16 protein-coding genes are annotated in these 19,948 nt (G+C 41.7%); 9 read left to right on the forward strand and 7 right to left on the reverse strand.

What is annotated here, in order from left to right; genetic code table 11:
- The first annotated feature begins 401 nt into the window (after positions 1–401).
- On the forward strand, positions 402–3,200 hold the full coding sequence (locus IQ236_RS14850; protein WP_193869962.1) for a hybrid sensor histidine kinase/response regulator: 2,799 nt from the start codon (positions 402–404) through the stop codon (positions 3,198–3,200).
- Between the two features lie 156 nt (positions 3,201–3,356).
- On the forward strand, positions 3,357–6,947 hold the full coding sequence (locus IQ236_RS14855) for a PAS domain S-box protein (protein ID WP_193869963.1): 3,591 nt from the start codon (positions 3,357–3,359) through the stop codon (positions 6,945–6,947).
- A gap of 69 nt (positions 6,948–7,016) precedes the next feature.
- Here the strand turns inward: IQ236_RS14855 and IQ236_RS14860 are convergent, their stop codons facing one another.
- Both IQ236_RS14860 and IQ236_RS14865 read right to left on the reverse strand, forming a co-directional pair.
- Positions 7,017–7,403, reverse strand: coding sequence for an allophanate hydrolase-related protein (locus IQ236_RS14860; protein WP_193869964.1), 387 nt, complete (start codon positions 7,401–7,403; stop codon positions 7,017–7,019).
- 1 nt (position 7,404) lies between these two features.
- Positions 7,405–8,001 carry a pseudouridine synthase gene (locus IQ236_RS14865; RefSeq protein ID WP_193869965.1) on the reverse strand — a complete coding sequence of 199 codons (597 nt, stop codon included), beginning with the start codon at positions 7,999–8,001 and terminating at the stop codon, positions 7,405–7,407.
- Between the two features lie 335 nt (positions 8,002–8,336).
- Between IQ236_RS14865 and recA the strand changes: the two genes are divergently transcribed.
- On the forward strand, positions 8,337–9,422 hold the full coding sequence (recA, locus tag IQ236_RS14870) for a recombinase RecA (protein WP_193869966.1): 1,086 nt from the start codon (positions 8,337–8,339) through the stop codon (positions 9,420–9,422).
- A gap of 545 nt (positions 9,423–9,967) precedes the next feature.
- Here recA and purE read toward each other — a convergent pair.
- Entirely contained in the window at positions 9,968–10,447 is a 480-nt protein-coding gene (purE, locus tag IQ236_RS14875) for a 5-(carboxyamino)imidazole ribonucleotide mutase (protein ID WP_193869988.1), read from the reverse strand.
- A 72-nt stretch (positions 10,448–10,519) separates the two neighbouring features.
- Here purE and nagA point away from each other — a divergent pair, with 72 nt between their 5' ends.
- The 3 genes from nagA (at position 10,520) to IQ236_RS14890 (ending at position 12,773) form a co-directional block, all read left to right on the forward strand.
- Positions 10,520–11,758 carry an N-acetylglucosamine-6-phosphate deacetylase gene (gene nagA / locus IQ236_RS14880; protein ID WP_193869967.1) on the forward strand — a complete coding sequence of 413 codons (1,239 nt, stop codon included), beginning with the start codon at positions 10,520–10,522 and terminating at the stop codon, positions 11,756–11,758.
- A 56-nt stretch (positions 11,759–11,814) separates the two neighbouring features.
- The gene (locus IQ236_RS14885) at positions 11,815–12,027 is read left to right on the forward strand and encodes a DUF2839 domain-containing protein (RefSeq protein WP_072717390.1); all 213 of its coding nucleotides are present in this window, start codon (positions 11,815–11,817) and stop codon (positions 12,025–12,027) included.
- Positions 12,028–12,422: 395 nt separating this feature from the next.
- Positions 12,423–12,773, forward strand: a complete 351-nt coding sequence (locus tag IQ236_RS14890; protein ID WP_193869968.1) for a DUF1815 family protein — start codon at positions 12,423–12,425, stop codon at positions 12,771–12,773.
- 83 nt (positions 12,774–12,856) lie between these two features.
- Here the strand turns inward: IQ236_RS14890 and IQ236_RS14895 are convergent, their stop codons facing one another.
- Positions 12,857–14,098 (reverse strand): RNA-guided endonuclease InsQ/TnpB family protein, encoded by a 1,242-nt coding sequence (locus IQ236_RS14895; protein ID WP_193869969.1) that lies wholly within the window; start codon positions 14,096–14,098, stop codon positions 12,857–12,859.
- Positions 14,099–14,313: 215 nt separating this feature from the next.
- Here IQ236_RS14895 and IQ236_RS14900 point away from each other — a divergent pair, with 215 nt between their 5' ends.
- The 3 genes from IQ236_RS14900 to IQ236_RS14910 all read left to right on the forward strand — a co-directional run bounded on the left by IQ236_RS14900 (position 14,314) and on the right by IQ236_RS14910 (position 17,298).
- Positions 14,314–15,189 carry an alpha/beta fold hydrolase gene (locus IQ236_RS14900; RefSeq protein WP_193869970.1) on the forward strand — a complete coding sequence of 292 codons (876 nt, stop codon included), beginning with the start codon at positions 14,314–14,316 and terminating at the stop codon, positions 15,187–15,189.
- A 304-nt stretch (positions 15,190–15,493) separates the two neighbouring features.
- Positions 15,494–16,789: an AAA family ATPase gene (locus IQ236_RS14905; RefSeq protein ID WP_193869971.1), complete on the forward strand. Its 1,296-nt coding sequence runs from the start codon at positions 15,494–15,496 to the stop codon at positions 16,787–16,789.
- On the forward strand, positions 16,789–17,298 hold the full coding sequence (locus IQ236_RS14910) for a hypothetical protein (RefSeq protein ID WP_193869972.1): 510 nt from the start codon (positions 16,789–16,791) through the stop codon (positions 17,296–17,298). Before IQ236_RS14905 ends, IQ236_RS14910 begins: the two co-directional genes overlap by 1 nt.
- 106 nt (positions 17,299–17,404) lie before the next feature.
- On the opposite strand, the gene IQ236_RS14915 is transcribed toward IQ236_RS14910, so the two are convergent.
- The 3 genes from IQ236_RS14915 to rsmI all read right to left on the reverse strand — a co-directional run bounded on the left by IQ236_RS14915 (position 17,405) and on the right by rsmI (position 19,817).
- Entirely contained in the window at positions 17,405–17,584 is a 180-nt protein-coding gene (locus IQ236_RS14915; RefSeq protein WP_193869973.1) for a hypothetical protein, read from the reverse strand.
- A gap of 43 nt (positions 17,585–17,627) precedes the next feature.
- Positions 17,628–18,887, reverse strand: coding sequence for a serine hydrolase (locus IQ236_RS14920; protein WP_193869974.1), 1,260 nt, complete (start codon positions 18,885–18,887; stop codon positions 17,628–17,630).
- 81 nt (positions 18,888–18,968) lie between these two features.
- Complete coding sequence (rsmI, locus tag IQ236_RS14925; RefSeq protein WP_190515703.1) at positions 18,969–19,817, reverse strand: 16S rRNA (cytidine(1402)-2'-O)-methyltransferase; 849 nt, start codon at positions 19,815–19,817, stop codon at positions 18,969–18,971.
- Positions 19,818–19,948 lie beyond the last annotated feature (131 nt).

The following is a 19,948-nucleotide window of genomic DNA, read 5'->3' on the forward strand; positions in this document are numbered from 1 at the left end:
GGGGTAACATTTAAAAGTTTAGGAGAAACTATAAAATATCAGGAGGTGTGGGTGCCATCTCTGATGTCCTATACTGTATCATTCAAATTGTTTAAATAAAATCTCCCCTCTTCAAATCCGTATTTGTTAAATTTAATGTTGCTATTGATAGAAGCCCCCATTGCTAAAACATCTGCTTGAGAAATGGGTAATTGAGGCGGGTATCCCCAAATAATTGAGGTAGTCCAAATTTACTAACTCTTCAATACCTATCAAGAATACAGTACGGTGAATCCCAAAAAGCCATTGATCATATTATAATTTTTAAATACATCCCCCCTAAGACAGGAAATTTGCTCTCGTCAGAAATTTGATTTCGACGAAAGGAATGATTACTTAAAACTTCCAATCGGATTGTTATAATGCAGAATTCCAAACAGTCTGAATCCCGATTGAGCTATACACCGTTACAACAAGAACCCTACTTAAAACCCGAAGCTCATTCCCGAACTGAGGGTGATATGGGGATGATCCTTCAAAATGCTGAGGGTCAGATTCAAAGCTGTAATTTGACGGCGGAAAAGATTCTCGGATATCCCATTCAAAGGATGATCAACCCGATTGAATCTCCCTGGATATTCCTGGATCAAACTGGATCTCCGATTCCAGTAGAGTCTTGTCCAGTTTACCTCACATTGGCAACCGGACGACCTTGTTTGAATGTGATTGTCTATTGTCGTAAACCCGATGGCGAGTTGATTGAGTTGTTGCTCAACACTCAACCTCTATTTCAAGGGGGGGAAACGTCTCCATCGTCGGTGGTGACGACCTTTACCCAACGGGTACACCCCCAAGAAACCAATAAGCAAAATCCAGCGTTACAAACCCTTCGGGATCATGAAGAACAATTTCGGATGGCTCTCGATAATATTCCCAATACCTTAGTGATTTATGATGCTCAACGACGATTTCAGTTTGTGAATGCAGAAGGAATTCGTCGCAGTGGGAAGTCTTGGGAAGAACTGATTGGTTATCAAGATGAGGATGTATTTCCGGTAGAACTCACTCAAACCTATGTACCTACTCTCAAAAAAGCGATCGCAACTCGCAGGATTCAAAAGTTAGAGGTGACTAAAACTGCTTCTGACTTAGGAAGCTACACTACGATTGTTAATTATGTTCCCGTTCTCAATGCTGAAGGGGAAGTGGATCAAGTTTTGGGGATTACTTACGATATTACCGATCGCAAACGGTTTGAAGAATTTTTAGAAGCCAAAAATCGTCAAATTACTAATATTTTTAAAAGTATTACCGATGGTTTTGTTAGTCTTGATCATCGTTGGTGTTATACCTTTGTTAACGCTAAGGCGGAGGAACTTTTAGGCAAATTGGCGGCGGAGCTCATTGGTCACAACCTCTGGGAGGTATTTCCTGAATTAATGGAATCTCCTACCTATACCTATGCTCATCAAGCCTTAAACGAACAAATTCCCATCGAATATGAAGAGTTTTATCCGTTCTTTGGTCGCTGGTTTGCGGTGCGTCTGTATCCTTCAACTCAGGGATTATCGGTTTATTTTCTGGATATTACCGAACGCAAACAAACAGAAGCCGCCTTACGGGAAAGTGAAGAACGCTTCCGAAATTTAGCAGAGTCTATGCCCCAAATTGTCTGGAGTGCTGATGTCGATGGTTCCGTTGATTACTATAATCAACGATGGGCAGAATTTAGTGGCATTACTCAAACTGACGGTCAAGGATGGGGATGGCAACCGGTTCTGCATCCAGAAGATCAGCAACGCACCCTAGAAGCTTGGCAACAATCGGTACAAACGGGAGAAATCTATGAGTGTGAACACCGTTTGATGCGGTTTGATGGAGAATTTCGCTGGTATTTAAGTCGAGGTGTCCCGGTACGAGATCAAGGGGGAAATATTGTTAAATGGTATGGAACCGCAACGGATATTCATGAACAGAAGTTAGCCACGACCGAACGAGAAAAACTCTTGGCGCGGGAACAGGCAGCTAGGGCCGAAGCTGAAACCGCCAATCAAATTAAGGATGATTTTTTAGCGACTCTCTCCCATGAATTGCGGACACCGATGAATGCCATTATGGGATGGGCTAATTTACTCCGCACCCGTCGGTTAGACTCGGCTGTGATCACCCGTGCTTTAGAAACTATTGAACGAAATACAAAATTACTCAATCAATTAATTGAAGATATTTTAGATGTATCAAGGATTATTCAGGGTAAACTTTGCCTGAATTGTTATTCTATTAAAATTATGCCGATGGTTGAAGAAGCCATTGAAATGGTGCGTTCCACTGCTATTGCTAAAGGGGTTGAGATTGTTACGGTTTGGGAAACGGCAACCTCAGCATCGGTTTTTGGAGATATCAATCGTTTGCAACAAATTGTCTGGAATTTACTCTCGAACGCGGTTAAATTTACTCCGTCGGAAGGACAGGTCACGGTGAAGGTGTCAAGGGTTGAGGAGAATTTAGAAAACACAACTTCGATATCCTGGGTTCAGATTCAAGTCATTGATACCGGGTGTGGCATTAGTCCAGAGTTTCTACCCTTCGTGTTTGAGCGTTTTCGGCAAGCGGATGGTTCCACTACTCGACTTCATGGGGGATTAGGATTAGGATTGGCGATTGTTCGTCATTTGGTGGAAATGCACGGAGGTCAGGTACAAGCGGAAAGTCCGGGTTTAGGACTGGGGGCAACTTTTACGGTGAAGTTACCGTTACTAGAACCTGAATCCTTGAAAGTTCCGACGTCTGGAGATCCGGTTTCTCAGATTGAATCAACAACATCTCAAGTTTTGTTATCGGGTTTGCGAGTATTAGTGGTGGAAGATGAAGCAGACACAAGAAAGTTAATTCAAGTCACCTTACAAGAATATGGGGCAACGGTAACGACAGTGGAAACGGCTTTAGAGGCTTTAGAATACCTTCAGAAATTTTCCTTTGATGTGTTAGTGAGTGATTTGGGAATGCCCCAAATGAATGGTTATGCTTTAATTGAAACGGTGAGAACTTTACCGCCAGAGGCTGGGGGACAGATTCGGGCGATCGCTTTAACCGCCTATGCAACTGCCGAAGATCGCAAACACGCTCTGGCTGTTGGTTTTGAACGGCATCTTCCGAAACCTGTTGATCCGTTGGCCTTAGCCTTGATGATTTCAACGGTTGTTGGAGGTGCTGACCGTTAACAACTCACAACCAAGTCACGAAACCAAAGTTAAAATCAAATAACAGTCTCTATCCGATAAAAATTCCTGACTTGATCCTAAGTGTGTAAACAAACTGATCCTGTTCAAGAATCAAGGTAGGACAACTGGGTTTTTCAGTTCATTCACAAGGCCACCATGAACGTTTCAGAAACATCTGAGGCTCCAGACACCCCCGTATCCCCACCCAATTCAGAATCCATTACACCGGATGAAGCAACGGATTTTTTTAATCTCTCCCTTGATTTACTTTGTATTGTCGGATTAGATGGTTATTTTAAACGGATTAACCCGGCATTTAAAACCACCCTAGGATATACTGAGGAGTTACTTACTCGTCCTTTCCTCGAATTTATCCACCCCGATGACCACCCTTCGACTCTACTCCAGGTTGAGAAACTTCGGCAAGGAACAGCAACGACTTATTTTGAAAATCGCTACCGTTGTCGAGATGGGTCTTATAAATGGCTGGCTTGGACAGCGTTTCCCGTTGTGGAAACCCAGTTAATTTATAGTGTGGGACGAGTGAAGAGTGAACACAAACCCATAGAACAGGAACATCGAGGGTTAGAAGCTGCTTTACGACAAAGTGAAGAGCGGTTAAAGTTAGCTTTAGAAGGCACAAATGATGGGGTTTGGGATTGGGATGTGGTTACTAATGAGGTGTTTTTCTCAACCCGATGGAAAACGATGTTGGGTTATGCCGAAGATGAGATTAGCAATCATGTTAATGAATGGGCAAATCGAGTCCATCCTGAAGATTTGCCTTCGGTCACTCAACTTTTGCAAGATCATTTCCAGGGGAAAACTCCGTTTTATATCAGTGAACATCGAGTTCTGTGTAAAGATGGCTCCTATAAATGGATTTTGGATCGGGGAAAAGCTTGCCGAGATGAAACGGGAACGGTAATTCGGATGGCGGGTTCCCATAAGGATATTACTGAACGAAAACAACTGGAAGATGCGTTACAACGGGCAAACCAACAGTTGGAACAACGAGTCGCAGAACGAACGGCTCAACGGTCAAAAGCCTACAGGGATTTAGCAGAGCGGGAAACTTTATATCGGTTGATTGTGGAAACGGCTAATGAAGGGATTTGGATTCTTAATACCGATGCCAAAACCACTTTTGTGAATCATAAAATGGCTCAGATGCTCGGTTATACCGAAGCCGAAATGCTGGGTTCTAGTCTGTATGACTTTATGGATGAAACGGCTGCATTGCAAGCGAAGCAGAAACTTAGCCGCCGCATATCGGGACTCAGCCAACAGGATTTTGCCTTTCGCCGTCGAGATGGCTCTATTCTCTGGGTGATTATCTCCACAAATCCTTTGATTGATAGCCAAGGAAACGTCATCGGAGCTTTGGGGATGGTTACCGATGTCACGGAACGTCATAAGACCGAGCAAGCCCTACGGGAAAGCCAAGAAAGGAATCAATTGGGGATGGAAGTTGCCCGGATGTTTGCTTTTGAATGGGATGCCGTAACGGATCAGGTGCAGCGTTCTATCCATTCTGCACCTTTATTAGGACTGCCTGTATCGGAAGCTAAACAAGACACCGGACAACGGTTTTTTCAGAGGCTTAGTTACGAAGATCAAGAGATTTTTCTGAGCTTACTTAAATCTTTAAATCCAGAAAATCACACCTATAAAACCCAATATAAAATTCTGCGACCCGATGGTATAAATGTGATATTGGAAGAAAGTGGTCGTGCCTTTTTTGATGATCAGGGAAATCTGCTCCGGCTATTAGGGATGACGGCTGATGTCACCGAACGGGAGCAAGCGGCGGCTGCATTACGGGAAAGTACCGCTATTCTGAATGCGATTAACGAATCGACCCCGACGTTGATTTTTGTTAAGGATTGTCAGGGAAAATTTATGATGGCAAATTCGGCTTTCCTACGGTTGTTAAGAAAATCTGAGTCGGAGGTGGTGGGAAAAACCGATGCTGAGGTGCTACCGAATCAGGCAGAAGCAGAAAGGATTATGGCCAATGATCGTCTCGTGATTGAAACTGGAGTCGTGGAGAGTTTTGAAGAGGTGGCTGATTTTCCTGAAGGTCGGCGCATCCACCTCTCCACCAAATCCCCCTATCGAGATGAAAACGGAGAAATTATTGGTTTAATTGGTATTTCAACGGATATCACAGAGCGTAAACAAGCGGAAGAAGCCTTACAACAAAGTGAGTTAAACTTTCGGACATTAGCAGACTCCATGCCTCAAATCTTTTGGACAGCCCGACCCAATGGAAGCGTAGATTACTATAATCAACGTTGGTACGATTACACAGGCACCACCTTTGAACAATCTCAGGCTTGGGGGTGGAAATCGATTCTGCATCCTGATGATCAAGAGCTTTGTCTGGAACTTTGGAAGCAAGCGGTACAAACCGGGGGGAAATATGAGATTGAGTATCGGTTTAAACGGGCAGCGGATGGAGAATATCGGTGGCATCTAGGACGGGCTTTCCCGTTGCGAGACTCCCAAGGACAGATTGTTAAGTGGTTTGGTTCATCAACGGATATTCATGATCAAAAACAAGCTTTAGAAGAACGGGATCAAGCCTTGGAACGTCAACGCATCGCCCGTGAACAAGCTGAAGCCGCAAATCGCGTTAAAGATGAATTCTTAGCTATTTTATCCCACGAGTTAAGAACTCCTTTGAATCCTATCTTGGGTTGGACTAAACTATTACAAAGTCGTTCCCATAGTCCAGAACAAACCCAAAAAGCATTAACCGCCATTGAACGTAATGCCAAACTTCAGGTGCAATTGATTGATGATTTATTAGATATTTCTCGAATAATGCGCGGAAAATTAAGTCTGGAATTAGAGCCTGTTTGTTTAATTGAACCCCTTCAGGCGGCGTTGGAAACAGTTCAGTTAGCCGCAACAGTCAAATTAATTCACATAGAAACCCACCTAGAAACCGATATCCCTCCCATTTTAGGAGATAGCAGTCGGTTACAACAAGTGATTTGGAATTTACTCTCCAATGCCATTAAATTTACCCCGGAAAAAGGACAAGTCACCCTAACATTACAGCAAGTGGAAGGTTGGGCTACTCTACAAGTGAAAGATACCGGAAAAGGAATTAGCCCGATCTTTTTACCTTATCTGTTTGAGTTATTTAGTCAGCAAGATACATCTACAACTCGACAATTTGGGGGGTTAGGGTTAGGATTAGCGATCGCTCGACAATTAATTGAAGCCCATGGCGGAACAATTACAGTAGAAAGCGCTGGGGAGGGACTGGGAGCAACCTTTACAGTTCAGTTACCTTTGATGGTGCATCCTGAACTTAAAGTTTTTCCTTCGGGTAACAATGAACTCACTTGTTTACAAGGGTTACGGGTTTTGGTAATCGATGATGAATCCGATTCCTTGGAGATGGTTTCGTTTATTCTCGAACAGGAGGGAATGAGGGTGACGACGGTTTCCTCAGCCCATGAAGCATTACAACTGTTCCTGCATTTACCCCTAGATATGATTATTAGTGATATTGGGATGCCGGAAATGGATGGTTATAGTCTGCTGCGTCAAATTCGCACCCTTCCTCCAGAACGAGGGGGGAATATTCCAGCGCTGGCATTAACCAGTTATGCGGGGGAACTGAATCGCAAACAAGCACTACGCGCTGGGTTTTCTGATCATATCCCCAAACCGGTTGAACCGATGACATTAATCCATAAAGTTGCTAAACTAGCCGACTATTGCGGTTAAGGTTTGACATTTCTAAGCCTTTGACAGCTTACTGTTCCCTGTTCGGTGTTCCCTGTTCGGTGTTCCCTGTTATAGATTTTTATAAGCCGCCCAACCGCCTAACTCAGAAATATCAGGCCATTGATATTGTTCGACTAATTCACGGGGATAGAGCATCGCCGTTAAGACTTCCCCATCTTCTAGTATCACATCCCCTGGATACAGATTTGGAGGTTCGGTTGCCAGAAGATGTTCATATTGTTCTAAGGAGATCTCATAGACTTCCCCTGGAATGGAAATTCCGCCTTCTACTACTTCATAAATTGCTGGATGCCAACCATTTCCAGCCGCGTGTAACCGATATCGGGGAAGAGTTTTGACAGGTTTAACAAATGTTGCATTTCCTAAATTACCATGATCCGGCTGACCCCGGAGAGCAGAACCACAAATAAATAGGCGCTTTGTGTTGTTAGTCATTTTAACAGTTTCCTAAAATTTGCATCAATTTTTTCAGTTCAATAGTCGTTAAATCTCGCCATTGACCCGGTTCAAGTGGGTTTAAACTTAAATGTGCGATCGCTACTCTTACTAACCGTAACGTTGGAAACCCTACCGCAGCCGTCATTTTGCGAACTTGACGGTTACGACCCTCGGTTAAAGTCAGTTCTAACCAAGCCGTCGGTACACTTTTACGAAAACGAATCGGGGGATTACGAGGTGGTAAACTGGGTTCTGTAGGAAGTAATTTTACCTGAGCAGGTTTTGTGCGATAATCTGATAATTGCACCCCTTGACGTAACTGTTTTAACGCTATTTCATCGGGTATGCGTTCTACCTGTACCCAATAGGTTCGAGGATGGGCAAATTTAGGATCAATTAACCGATGTTTGACAAAATTATCATTGGTTAATAATAATAATCCTTCACTATCTCGATCCAAACGACCAACGGGATAAATGGAGGGAATAGAAATAAAATCTTTCAGGGTTTTACGCGGAGTCGTTGTCGGATCTTCATCGGTAAACTGACTCAAAACATCATAAGGTTTATAAAATAAAAGATATCGATAAGCCATAAGTAGAATTCGTTTCTGGCGTCGTTTAATTCCTTAAAAATTTTAAGCGGCTTCGTCTCTAAAATCTCGGCTAAGGGTGATTGTTATAAAATAATTCTGGAATCCATTATTCCCCATTCTCCGATATTGACGAAAACATCAATCTTTCTTACAATGAGAAGAGGTTCCCTGAGAGCTTGAGCAGACGAACTGCAAAAAATTGTTAAGCTCACCGACGGGAACCTTGATCCCCGATAGTCACAACCCAAGCAAAACTGCTACCATACCAGTGATGCTTGCCTGCATCTAGGGTGGCGAGGACGCTTACCGTTAACCGTTACTAACAATTACAGCGAATGGCTACAGTAAAAGATAATTCTAGTTCTGAAAAGAAAAAAGCTCTAACCCAAGTTTTAAACCAAATTGAGCGGAGTTTTGGAAAAGGTGCCATTGTCCGGTTAGGGGACGCCACCCGGATGAAAGTGGAAACCATTCCCAGTGGTGCATTAACCCTAGATTTAGCTTTGGGAGGCGGTTTACCCAAGGGACGGGTCATTGAAATCTATGGGCCAGAAAGTTCGGGTAAAACCACATTAGCCCTCCACGCGATCGCAGAAGTCCAAAAAGCCGGAGGAGTTGCTGCTTTTGTCGATGCAGAACACGCCCTAGATCCGGGCTATGCGGCTGTCCTAGGGGTCGATACGGAAAATTTGCTCGTTTCTCAACCGGACACCGGAGAAATGGGTTTAGAAGTGGTGGATCAGTTGGTGCGGTCTGTGGCGGTTGATATTATTGTGATTGACTCCGTTGCGGCGTTAGTTCCCAGGGCTGAAATTGAAGGGGATATGGGGGACGCTCACATGGGGTTACAAGCTCGGTTAATGAGTCAAGCCTTACGCAAAATTACGGGTAATATTGGTAAGTCAAATTGTACCGTGATTTTCCTCAACCAATTACGTCAAAAAATTGGTGTTACCTACGGAAACCCGGAAACCACAACGGGGGGAAATGCGTTAAAATTCTATGCCTCTGTGCGTTTAGATATTCGTCGCATTCAAACCTTAAAACGGGGAACGGATGAATACGGAATTCGGGCTAAAGTTAAAGTCGCTAAAAATAAAGTGGCTCCCCCTTTTCGGATTGCAGAATTTGATATTATCTTTGGAAAAGGGATTTCTACGTTAGGTTGTTTAATTGATTTAGCGGAAGAAACGGGAGTTTTAAAACGTAAAGGGGCTTGGTACAGTTACAACGGCGATAATATTGGTCAAGGACGGGATAAAACCCTAACTTATTTAGAAGAAAATACAGCCTTGGCGACGGAAATTGAGCAAAAAGTTCGAGGGGCTTTGGACAGTGGGGCTGTCGTTTCAGCCAACTCTGTCACCCAAGTTGATAGCCATGATGAAGAAGAGTTTGATGGCGGTTCCGAAGAAGAATAATTGATGTTGATGGGGACTGGTTGATAACGGTTATCTGTTGTTAGGAAATCGGGTTACAAACCCCGCCCCTTAATAGAAATAGGCTTCTTGGAGGTTGTGATCGCCCGTTTCCCCGTAGAGACGTGCCATGGCACGTCTCTACATAAATTGTTGATTTTGTCAAGAGGGGTGTTTTGGATTAAACCGTTCCTTCTAAAAACTCGTGCATCGCCACACAGAAAATTAGTCACAAAATCAAGATATTTGACGACAGCATAAGGGTTTTAGCCTTTGTTTTGGCATATAGGCACAATAACCCCTTGGGTGCTCTTTTCTTAAGTCTAGCAGAACCCCTAGAATCTCGTCAACTACTTGAGAGCAATTTTCAATAAAATATGATGATTTCGTGACAATCTTTTAAAAATCAAATTCCTTTAAAGGCAATAATTAGTAAAACTAATATAAAAAATCCTTAAATGTCTGCTACAAATAATTGCTAGGGTGGCTAACTACTATTCCCCATTCGTAATTCGTAATTCGTAATTCGTAATTCCCTCTAACTCTTATCAATATTCTGCATAACCCACCTGATCTAAACGCTCTTGTTTTTCCAGAACAGATTGTTTGAGATTTTCTCGATAATCTAAAACCTTTTGTAACAGTTCAGGATCATGACTGGCTAAGATTTGTACCGCTAATAAACCCGCATTTTTAGCATTGCCAATCGCCACCGTTGCCACTGGAATTCCCCCTGGCATTTGTACAATAGAATAGAGAGAATCAACCCCCTGTAACGTTCGAGTTGTGACCGGAACTCCAATCACAGGTAGAGGAGTTAAAGACGCTACCATTCCGGGTAAATGGGCGGCGCCTCCTGCTCCAGCAATAATCACCTTGAGTCCTCGCTGATGGGCTGTTTTTGCATAATCAAACATCCGTTCTGGGGTACGGTGCGCCGAAACAATTGCCACCTCATGGGGGATGCTAAATTCTTCGCAAATGGCGATCGCAGCACTCATCGTGGGTAAATCTGAATCACTCCCCATGATAATCCCCACAACAGGAGGAGTAGAGTTAGAAAATAATGATGTAGAGTTCAAAGTCTTAAATTATTCCTCATGACAACAACACCACAGCCAGACACTGCTAACCTCGATATTATCAATGTCCGTCTCCCTGGATCACAAAATTTACAACACGTTTTAATTCGTCAAGGTCAAATTGATGCTATTACACCGATGGCGGATTTCTCTCAACTACTATCCTCAACAGAAATAGAACAATTAGATTTACAAGGAGATTGGCTATCCTTGGGCGGTATAGATTTACAAATTAATGGCGCGTTAGGATTAGCCTTTCCTGATTTAGAACCCCAGGACTTCCCCAAATTAACTCAAATTTGTCAATATTTATGGGAGCAGGGAATTGATGGTTTTATGCCGACTATTGTAACGACTTCTGTTAAAAAAATACAGCGATCGCTGGCAACAATTACCGAATTTATGCAAACCTGTCCCCCAGACAAACCCACCGCTAAAATATTAGGGGTTCATCTGGAGGGGCCATTTCTCAACCCCAGTAAACGCGGAGCCCATCCCCAAGAACATTTGTTACCCTTAACTCTCGATAACGTCCAACAAGTTTTAGGAAACTATAGCCATATTGTTAAAATTATCACCCTAGCCCCCGAATTAGACCCCACAGGAACCGTTATTCCCCATTTGACTAATTTAGGCATTATTGTTAGTTTAGGTCACTCCCAGGCTACCGCAGCCCAGGCAGAACAAGCATTTAGCCAGGGGGCAACAATGGTGACTCATGCCTTTAATGCCATGCCCAGTTTACACCATCGAGAACCCGGTTTATTAGGAGCAGCGTTAGTTAATCATCAAGTCCAATCTGGTTTTATTGCAGACGGACAGCACGTTTCTCCTTTGATGGTAAAGTTACTCTGGCGAATGTCGGGAATAACCCCAACCGGGGAAACCCACAATTTAATGCCTTTATTTTTAGTCAGTGATGCCTTAGCACCCTTGGGACTTCCCGATGGTGTTTATCCTTGGGATGAACGACAAATTGAAGTTAAACAAGGAACAGCCCGTTTAGCGGATGGCACTTTAGCGGGAACCACGTTACCCTTGCTAATCGGGGTACAAAATTTAGTCCAATGGAATTGTTGTGGGGTGGAAGATGCGATCGCTTTAGGGACAATTGCCCCCAGACAAGCCCTCGGCTTATCTTCCCTTGTGGGTGAATCTGCATTTCAACTGTTGCGATGGCAGGTTGATTCATCTGCGGAAATTCCAACTTTAAGTTGGCAACGACTCCTGAGTTCTGATGCGGCAACTCACCATTAAATATAATACAATAAAGTTGAGTAAATGAGAGTCCATGTTAACTTTTGTATACAAATATGGGTGAAGCTAAACGTCGAAAAGAAACCATGGGAGAACGCTATGGCCAAGAAGAAAAAATCTCGCCTTGGCTTCCCATTACCAAAAACCAAAGCCAACAATTTATGGAAATTACCACTAAAGTTAGTTGGATTGGCATTGGGTTATTAGTAGCGGTCTGGATTACGATTCGATTTATCGGCCCTGGGTTTGGATGGTGGCAAATTGATTAAGATCCAAGGAAACAGCCCTTGATCTGAGTCGGTCTTAAACGGGAACTGATCTCTAAAACAAGAGATCTACTATCCGATTACTAGGGACTGAACTTATATCAAGTATTAAATCTTTTTATAGGTTTAGACCTGATTTCCCAGCTAATCCTTTGCAGATCAGGATCTTAGCCCAGTTAGAACAGTATAGTTAAAAAAAAATTAACGGTATTGTTTTCCTAGATACCTTATTCCGGGAGTAGTTTGGTTAATCTGCAAAACGGTGTGTGTTTTAACCTCCAGGAGGTGATCTTTTCAATTTAGGCGGGTCAGACTAAGATTAATATTTCAGCACCAAAACCTTAAGATTATGTTACATTCTGAAAATGATCTTAGGTGTGGTGATAGGAGGACAATTTATGTTTCTCAGACTTGCAGAGCAACACCGCAAATTTGTTCAGGACTTGGTGATGAACCTCCAAGCTCTAGCCACCGTGCTAGAACGACAGGGGTATCTCGCCTCATGCTATACCTGTGGGGGCCAGATGAATAGCGCCTCCTTCATGGTCAGTTTAGGCGAAAATCATCTGATTCGGTTTCTGGTGTCAGACTATGGCATTACCTGGACAGAAATGCGCGATGACAGGGAACTTATGAAGCTTGAAGGAGCCGAAGCCATTCAACAGTTGCAGGAATTAGCCAATTTAGTGATTTACAGAGGAAGCGTTTCTGGCTGTGTCATGACTCCCAAACTCGTCCAACCTGTATAGAAGACCGGATCTTTCTCCGTCTTCTAGGTGCTAATGATATGAATGGAGTTTGACACTCTACCGCCGTAGAACGGCGGAGATTCTTAAGAGATTTTCACTCTTAACGGTTGTGCCAAACAACCCCTAGACACTCCGCTTAAAGCATCGTGCTTACTTTTCTTCAAAATATTCGCGGCAGCGTTACAGTCGGCATTAACCAGAACACCATGCTTTGTTCGATACAGCCCCCGTTTGATCCGCTTACCGGAAAATTTATATTCTTTCGGTTTATCGGCGTTGTAAACGGGCAGTTTATCCCCGTCGAGAAAACTTGCCTTAGAAGTATAGGATTCTTCCTGTTCAACGTAGGCCATCCCGTATCTCTGGCACAACGCCTTCAGCTTAAATTTCAAGCTAGCGTGGGGAATTTGAACGAAGTTCTGGTTGTTGCGACTCCCGATATTAATCTCCTGTTTAATACCGACGTTAAAACCGACAACGATTTTAGAAATTCGGTTCCCAATACAGTGGTTAATAATCAGTCGCGCGGCTTTATTAAGATAATCCCGAACCTTATTGTTTCGATTTCGTGTTATCCTCGCCTGACGCTCGGTTATTCCCTCGAGCTTCTGCAAATCTTTAATCGATTGCAGTCTGGCGTTCTCTTTGTTGTGCCAACGGTTAATCGATTTAAGTTTTTTACCATCCACGATAAAGGATGCCCCGTTGGTATCGACACAGGTAGCCAGATTATCGAGTCCGAGATCAATAGCAAGAGCAGTATCAGGTTCAGTAGGAACGGGAGTTTCTTCGACCTCAGAAATCAACTCCACATCGAAGAAACGGGCGTTATAGCGAGGGTGAATTCTGACTTCCTTGAGAGTGTCGGGATTAATTCTATCGGGGAAGGGTATCCAAATCTCCCCGTGTTCTGTTCGGAACTCACGAGACATCGGAACTCTGAATTTTCCGTCTTTGATTTTAACCCTCGGCATGATCAGAAGGAAGTAACCCTCTTTCGGAAGATAGTGAGGAAGTTTAACTTTTTGTTGAAAACTTCCTGCCTTTATGGCGTTGATCAAGCCATAAAAACTCCGAAAAGTTCGATCAACGACTTTCAGGGTTTGTTGGGCTATATCGGTGTTCAACCGTTTATAGTTTTCGTTTTCCTTGCAGTAGTGATAGTTGGATTCATAGCGAAGATGTTTACGTTCTTGAAAGTAATACTGCCTGAGCGTGTAAAGTCCTACATTGTAGAGATTTTTACTCAGTCGGCAGAGTTCCCGCAAGGCGTTAAACTCCCGCGCGTCGAGTCCTCGAATCTGGTTCTTTTGAGTTAGGTACATCGTCTTCTCGCTAGAACTCTGGCTATTTTAGCGAGAAATATTTTAAATGTAAAGCCGGTGCTGAAAGCACGGGGTTTCAAACCCAATTTTTCGATGACAACCGCCTGTAAGTGGTAATCTGAGATCAGAAGCAACTGTTTAACATTGCTCCAATCCCTTGAGGAAATTCCAGGGAGATGTCAGCATCCCACTTGTGAGCAACAAGATTGGAGTTTATGGTGACACTAGAATCTGATTGGCAACATCTGTTTGTTGAGACGAATAATATTCGCTTACACACGGTAACTCAAGGCGAGGGTGAACTCGTCGTACTCCTGCATGGGTTTCCTGAATTTTGGTACGCTTGGCGCTATCAAATTCCAGCCCTAGCCCGTTATTTTAAAGTTGTTGTGCCTGATTTACGGGGCTACAACGATTCAGATAAACCGGAAAGTGGCTATGATTTAGATACTCTTTGTACCGATATTCAAGGATTAATTGAACGTCTAGGCTATGTCAAAGCTCATATTGTTGGGCATGATTGGGGGGGGTTAATTGCATGGCATTTCGCTCAAAAGTTTCCCCAATCTCTCAACCGTTTGGCGATTCTTAACGCTCCTCCCCCCCATCGATTTGTACAAGAATTAGTTAGTAATTTAGATCAACTTCGCCGCAGTTGGTTTGTTTTTGCGTTTCAAGTACCGGGAATTCCCGAATGGTTAATCCAACAGAATTTAAAAGAATTTGTCACGAATGCGTTGCGTGAACACGCGATTCGTAAAGGAGCATTTAGTGCCGAAGAAACTCAAATTTATGAAGCGGCTTTAGAAAAACCAGGGGTATTACCCGCCGCCATTAATTATTATCGTCATTTATTTTGGCCGCCGAGTTGGTTATTCAATTGGACAAAAACCCCGGCTAAAATTTTGTCTCCAACATTAGTGTTATGGGGGAAGGAAGATTCATTTTTAAGCCATCATCTCACCGAAGGTTTAGACCGATTAATTGCTGCGCCTTTTAAGTTACAATTAATTCCTGATTGTGGTCACTGGATTCAACAGGAAGTTCCCCAAACGGTGAATCGAGAATTGTTGAATTTTTTAAGACGTTAGTAATCAGTAGATCAGCTTTAATTCTTAAAATTAATCAGCATTAATCCCCATTTTTCATAACCCTTCTAGTAAGATAGCAAGTCTAAATGGATTGTACCCTGATCATCATCAAGATTATTAATCCTAAAAAATGGACACAAATCCCAGTGTAGGGGCGAGGCGCGCCTCGCCCCTACGATAAATTAGATTTTAAGTCATTTATAACTGATTTAGACTTGCTATATAAATCATTAAACCAGTTTTTATCATCGTATCGTATTGATCAGTAGATTTTATAAAAAAATTAAACTTTTAAAAATTTATAATGCTAAAACAAATTAACTTAAAAAATTGGAAAAGTTTTAAGGATGCAACCTTATATATTGACCCACTTACTATTTTAATTGGAACCAATTCTAGTGGCAAATCTAATATTATTGATGCTTTAGACTTTTTAAGTCGCATTCCTGAAGCAAAATCTTTAGAATCAGCTTTAATGGGTGATAGTCATACCCCAGGAATTCGAGGGGGGTTAGAATGGGTGGTTAGAAAACCGGAAACTCAGTTTACTTTAGAAGCGGTTATTAGTGGGGAATATGAACAGGAAGATGAACAAGTTGAATTTGATTGTCTTTATACCGTTACAACTGAAATAGAACCTAAAATACAATTAATTAATGAATTTATAAAATTACTTAAATCTAATGAAAATCACAAAAGCAATAACTCATCAGAAAATAAAATTAGTCGTATAGAGTCATTTATATATCCCTCTTCGGGCAGTATCAAAATGACTCTGGGAAAATATGAATTATCAGCATTAAATCAATTATTCCCTAAAAATCAATTCCTTTTGATGAATCAGAAATATCTGCCTTTTTATGATTTTTCTTCTTTGAGCAGTACGAATTGGAGTTATACTACTACTATAGAAGTTCTAAGAACAATATTTATTATTAACCCAATTCCTCAAAATATGAGAAAATATTCTCCCCTATCAAAAACTTTAGAACAAGATGGCTCAAATATTGCTGGAGTTTTAGCAGCCTTTCCTGAACCTGAAAAAGAAAAAATTGAAGGAACTTTACTGAATTATTTATCCCAACTTCCCGAAGGAGATTTACAACGAGTTTGGGCTGAACCTGTGGGAAGATTAGGCAGTGATGCGATGTTATATTGTGAGGAAAAATGGGGTAAAAATCAAGAACCTTTATTAGTTGATGCGAGAGGAATGTCCGATGGAACTTTAAGATTTTTAGCCATTTTAACCGCTTTATTAACCCGTCCCGAAGGCAGTTTAATTGTGATTGAAGAAGTTGATAATGGTTTACATCCCTCTCGCGCTGGTTTACTTTTACAAATGTTACGGGAAATCGGGAAAAAACGGAATATTGATATTTTAGTTACGACTCATAACCCCGCTTTAATGGATGAATTAACCCCTGATTTTATTCCTTTTGTTATGGTTGTTTATCGAGATCAAGATACAGGAGAAAGCCAGTTAATTCCTTTAGATGAAATTGAAAATTTACCCAAATTAATCGCATCAGGTTCTTTAGGAAAAATCACTCAACAGGGATTATTGGAAAAAAGTTTAGCTGAACATCGGGAATATCAATAATGGGAAAAGTATTAATTTTTGATACTTCTATCCTCTGTGTTTGGTTAGGAGTTCCGGGTAAAGAAACCTGTGGTGCAAAAGAAAATTTTTGGAATAAAGCTAAAGTTGAGGGAATTATAGAACAGGAAGAAAAATTAAAAACAACGTTTGTTTTACCTTTAGCTTCTATTATTGAAACCGGAAATCATATCGCCCAAGCTTCAAATTTACGGTATGAGACTGCTTTAAAATTAGCAGAATTAATGAAACTAACGGCTGATAATCAAACGCCTTGGGCTGCATTTACACAACAATCAGAGTTATGGAATTCTGAACAAATTAAACAACTAGCCGATGAATTTCCTCAGTTAGCTATGCAAAAATTATCCCTGGGAGATGCTAGTATTAAGCGAGTTGCAGATTATTATGCAAAGTCGGGTTATGAAGTCGAAATTCTGACGGGAGATGGGGGATTAAAATCTTATGAACCTGCAAAACCGCCCTTAATTCCTCGGCGCAAGCAAAAGTAATATGAAATCCTTAAATGTTTGCTACCCATCTAGTCGCTGTAGAGACGTGCCATGGCGCGTCTCTACAAAGGTTTAGGGAATAATCTGTAGCACGGAATTAAACCGTTTATTCAGAGTCAAGGTTTGTGATTCTAATTTTATCTTTTTCAGGAATAAATTCTCCAGTTCCTTCACAGAAAAAACAAGTTTCTTCCCGTTGGATTTCTCCTGAACAATCTCGAATTTCTATATAGCCTTTTCCTTCACAGTGGGGACAGGTTTGAGGAGTGATCAGGTCTTTTTTCATAGTTATAGAGAGGGGAATTAAGCCCTGAAGGGCTTACTACAATTTAATGCTCGATACCGACTATGGGTAAAGATAAAGAATTGAGTTGAGTCACTTTTTCTGGGGTACTTTTTAAGGGAGTTTGATTTAAACGGTCAAAAACATAACGGGAAATTTGAGGGAAAACCTTTTCATTTTTTGACCATGCAGGATCATCTCCAAATACGGCTAAAATATAAATGGCTTTATCATTTAAGGTTCTAACAAAGGCTACTTCTTGACGAGAACGACTGGTATAACCCACTTTAGACCCATAGTAAATATCAGGCGGTAAGGATTCTCCTAAAAAGCTTTCAACGGAGTTAGAATCAATATTTTTCCAGGCTTTGGGGTTTAAATCACGAGTTAATAAATAAGCCATTTTGGTACTGGCTACAGGAGAAATGGCTTGTTTTGTATAAATTTCATACATTAATCGTGCGGTTTGGTCTGTGGTGACGAGATTTCCTTTAGAATAGGGGGGATTTTCTCGGAGTTGTAAATCTCGACCTGTGGGTTCTTCTCCTATCCCTGTAATGGGATAATTTTTAGTGGTTAAATTAATCCCGGTATAACCGGATTTTTCAAAAAATTGATTAACTTGACTGCGTTTTTCCACCCATTTATCTAATTTGGGTTTGTCTAAATTTTCCCCAGATTCAGTTTGGGTAATAGCATCAACAATGCGACTAGCAGCATCATTATCGGAAATTCGCATCATCTGGGATAAATCGGTATAAAAGGGGGATTCTTGGGAAATATATCCTTTTTCTGCATAGCCAAAAAATGCTACCATCCAAAATAATTTAGCAACACTGGCGGGAAATCTGAGGATAGTATTGTTATATCCCGCAATGGTATGGGTTTGAGGATTACTAACATCAATTAAGCTAATTGATAAAGATTCCGTCGGTAATCCTTGGGTTTTGGCAATATTAACAGCCCCATCAACAATAGTTTGTAAGTCTTTACTGGGGGTTAAATTAGGAGGAGTTTTAATATTATAAATAACCGTTTTATCGGTATTGGCTGCTACTGGAGTAGAACTCGTAATATTTTGAGTTTGGGGTTGGGGTTTTGTGGGTGGAAATAAGAGTTTAAAAATCGCTCCCATTGTCCAGTTAAAGGTTAATAATAGGGCAATTAAAAATAGAATTCGAGAGTATTTTAACCGTGCTAAGGGATGGGGATGTTTCGTGCTCACTTTAACAGGCGAGTGCCTTAAAGAATAGCCTCGAACAGAAGAACGTCGCACAGACCGACGGCGCTGGGTAATAGAAGCCATATTAGCGGAAATAGGAAAATTAAATATAGAATAATACAATAGCAGAAGAAAGCAATTGTAGAATGATCCATTATTGCCTGATTAACCCAAATCCGGTAAAGTTAAAGCCAGTTGATAGATTTGGCGACGGGAAATGGAGGTGGCTTCGGCGAGTTGGCGACTAGCTTCAGAATGGGACATCCCCTCTTGAATTAGGCGTTGGAGTTCCGCTTTAATTTGATCTTCTGTCAGAAGCGTTGCCGTTTCCGTAACACCTGCAATCACTAATGTTAATTCACCTTTGGGGTTATGATCTTGATAGTATTGTACGGCTTCTGCTAAGGTTCCGCGCCAAAATTCTTCATGGAGTTTTGTGAGTTCCCGTGCGATGACAATTGACCGTTTTGATCCTAAACTTTGCGCTAAATCTTGTAAGGTTTCCAGAAGACGATGGGGCGCTTCATATAATATTAAGGTTCGGGATTCTGTTTTTAATAGTGTTAAACGTTGTTGGCGCTCTTTATTTTTCGTCGGTAAAAAGCCTTCAAAAACAAATCGATCCGTTGGCAGTCCCGCCGCACTTAAAGCTGTTAAACTCGCACTCACCCCAGGAATGGGAATCACGGGAATTTCCGCTTCAATACAAGCTTTAACCAATTCATATCCGGGGTCAGAAATTCCTGGCATTCCAGCATCAGTCACTAAAGCGATCGCATTTCCCTGACGCAGAGACTCAACCAGAGTGGGAATTCGGCGATGTTGATTATGTTCATAATAACTCAGTTGCGGCGTTTTGATGTCAAAATGGTGTAATAACTTGGCCGTATGACGGGTATCTTCAGCCGCAATCCAATCGACACTGTGTAAAATTTTTATCGCACGTAAGGTTATATCTTCCAGGTTGCCAATGGGAGTACCAACAATATAAAGGGTTCCAGCTTGAATCGTCATGTTGAATTAAACGCCTTACGCAAATATAACTGTGATATCAAGCACCATACCTCAAGGATAATATTAGGTATCTTAGAGAAGTATAGGGTACATCTCCAGTTCATTTTTGATCTTGAGATTGAGGCTTGTTG

Origin of the sequence: Planktothrix mougeotii LEGE 06226 (assembly GCF_015207485.1) — a bacterium.
Classification (GTDB): domain Bacteria; phylum Cyanobacteriota; class Cyanobacteriia; order Cyanobacteriales; family Microcoleaceae; genus Planktothrix.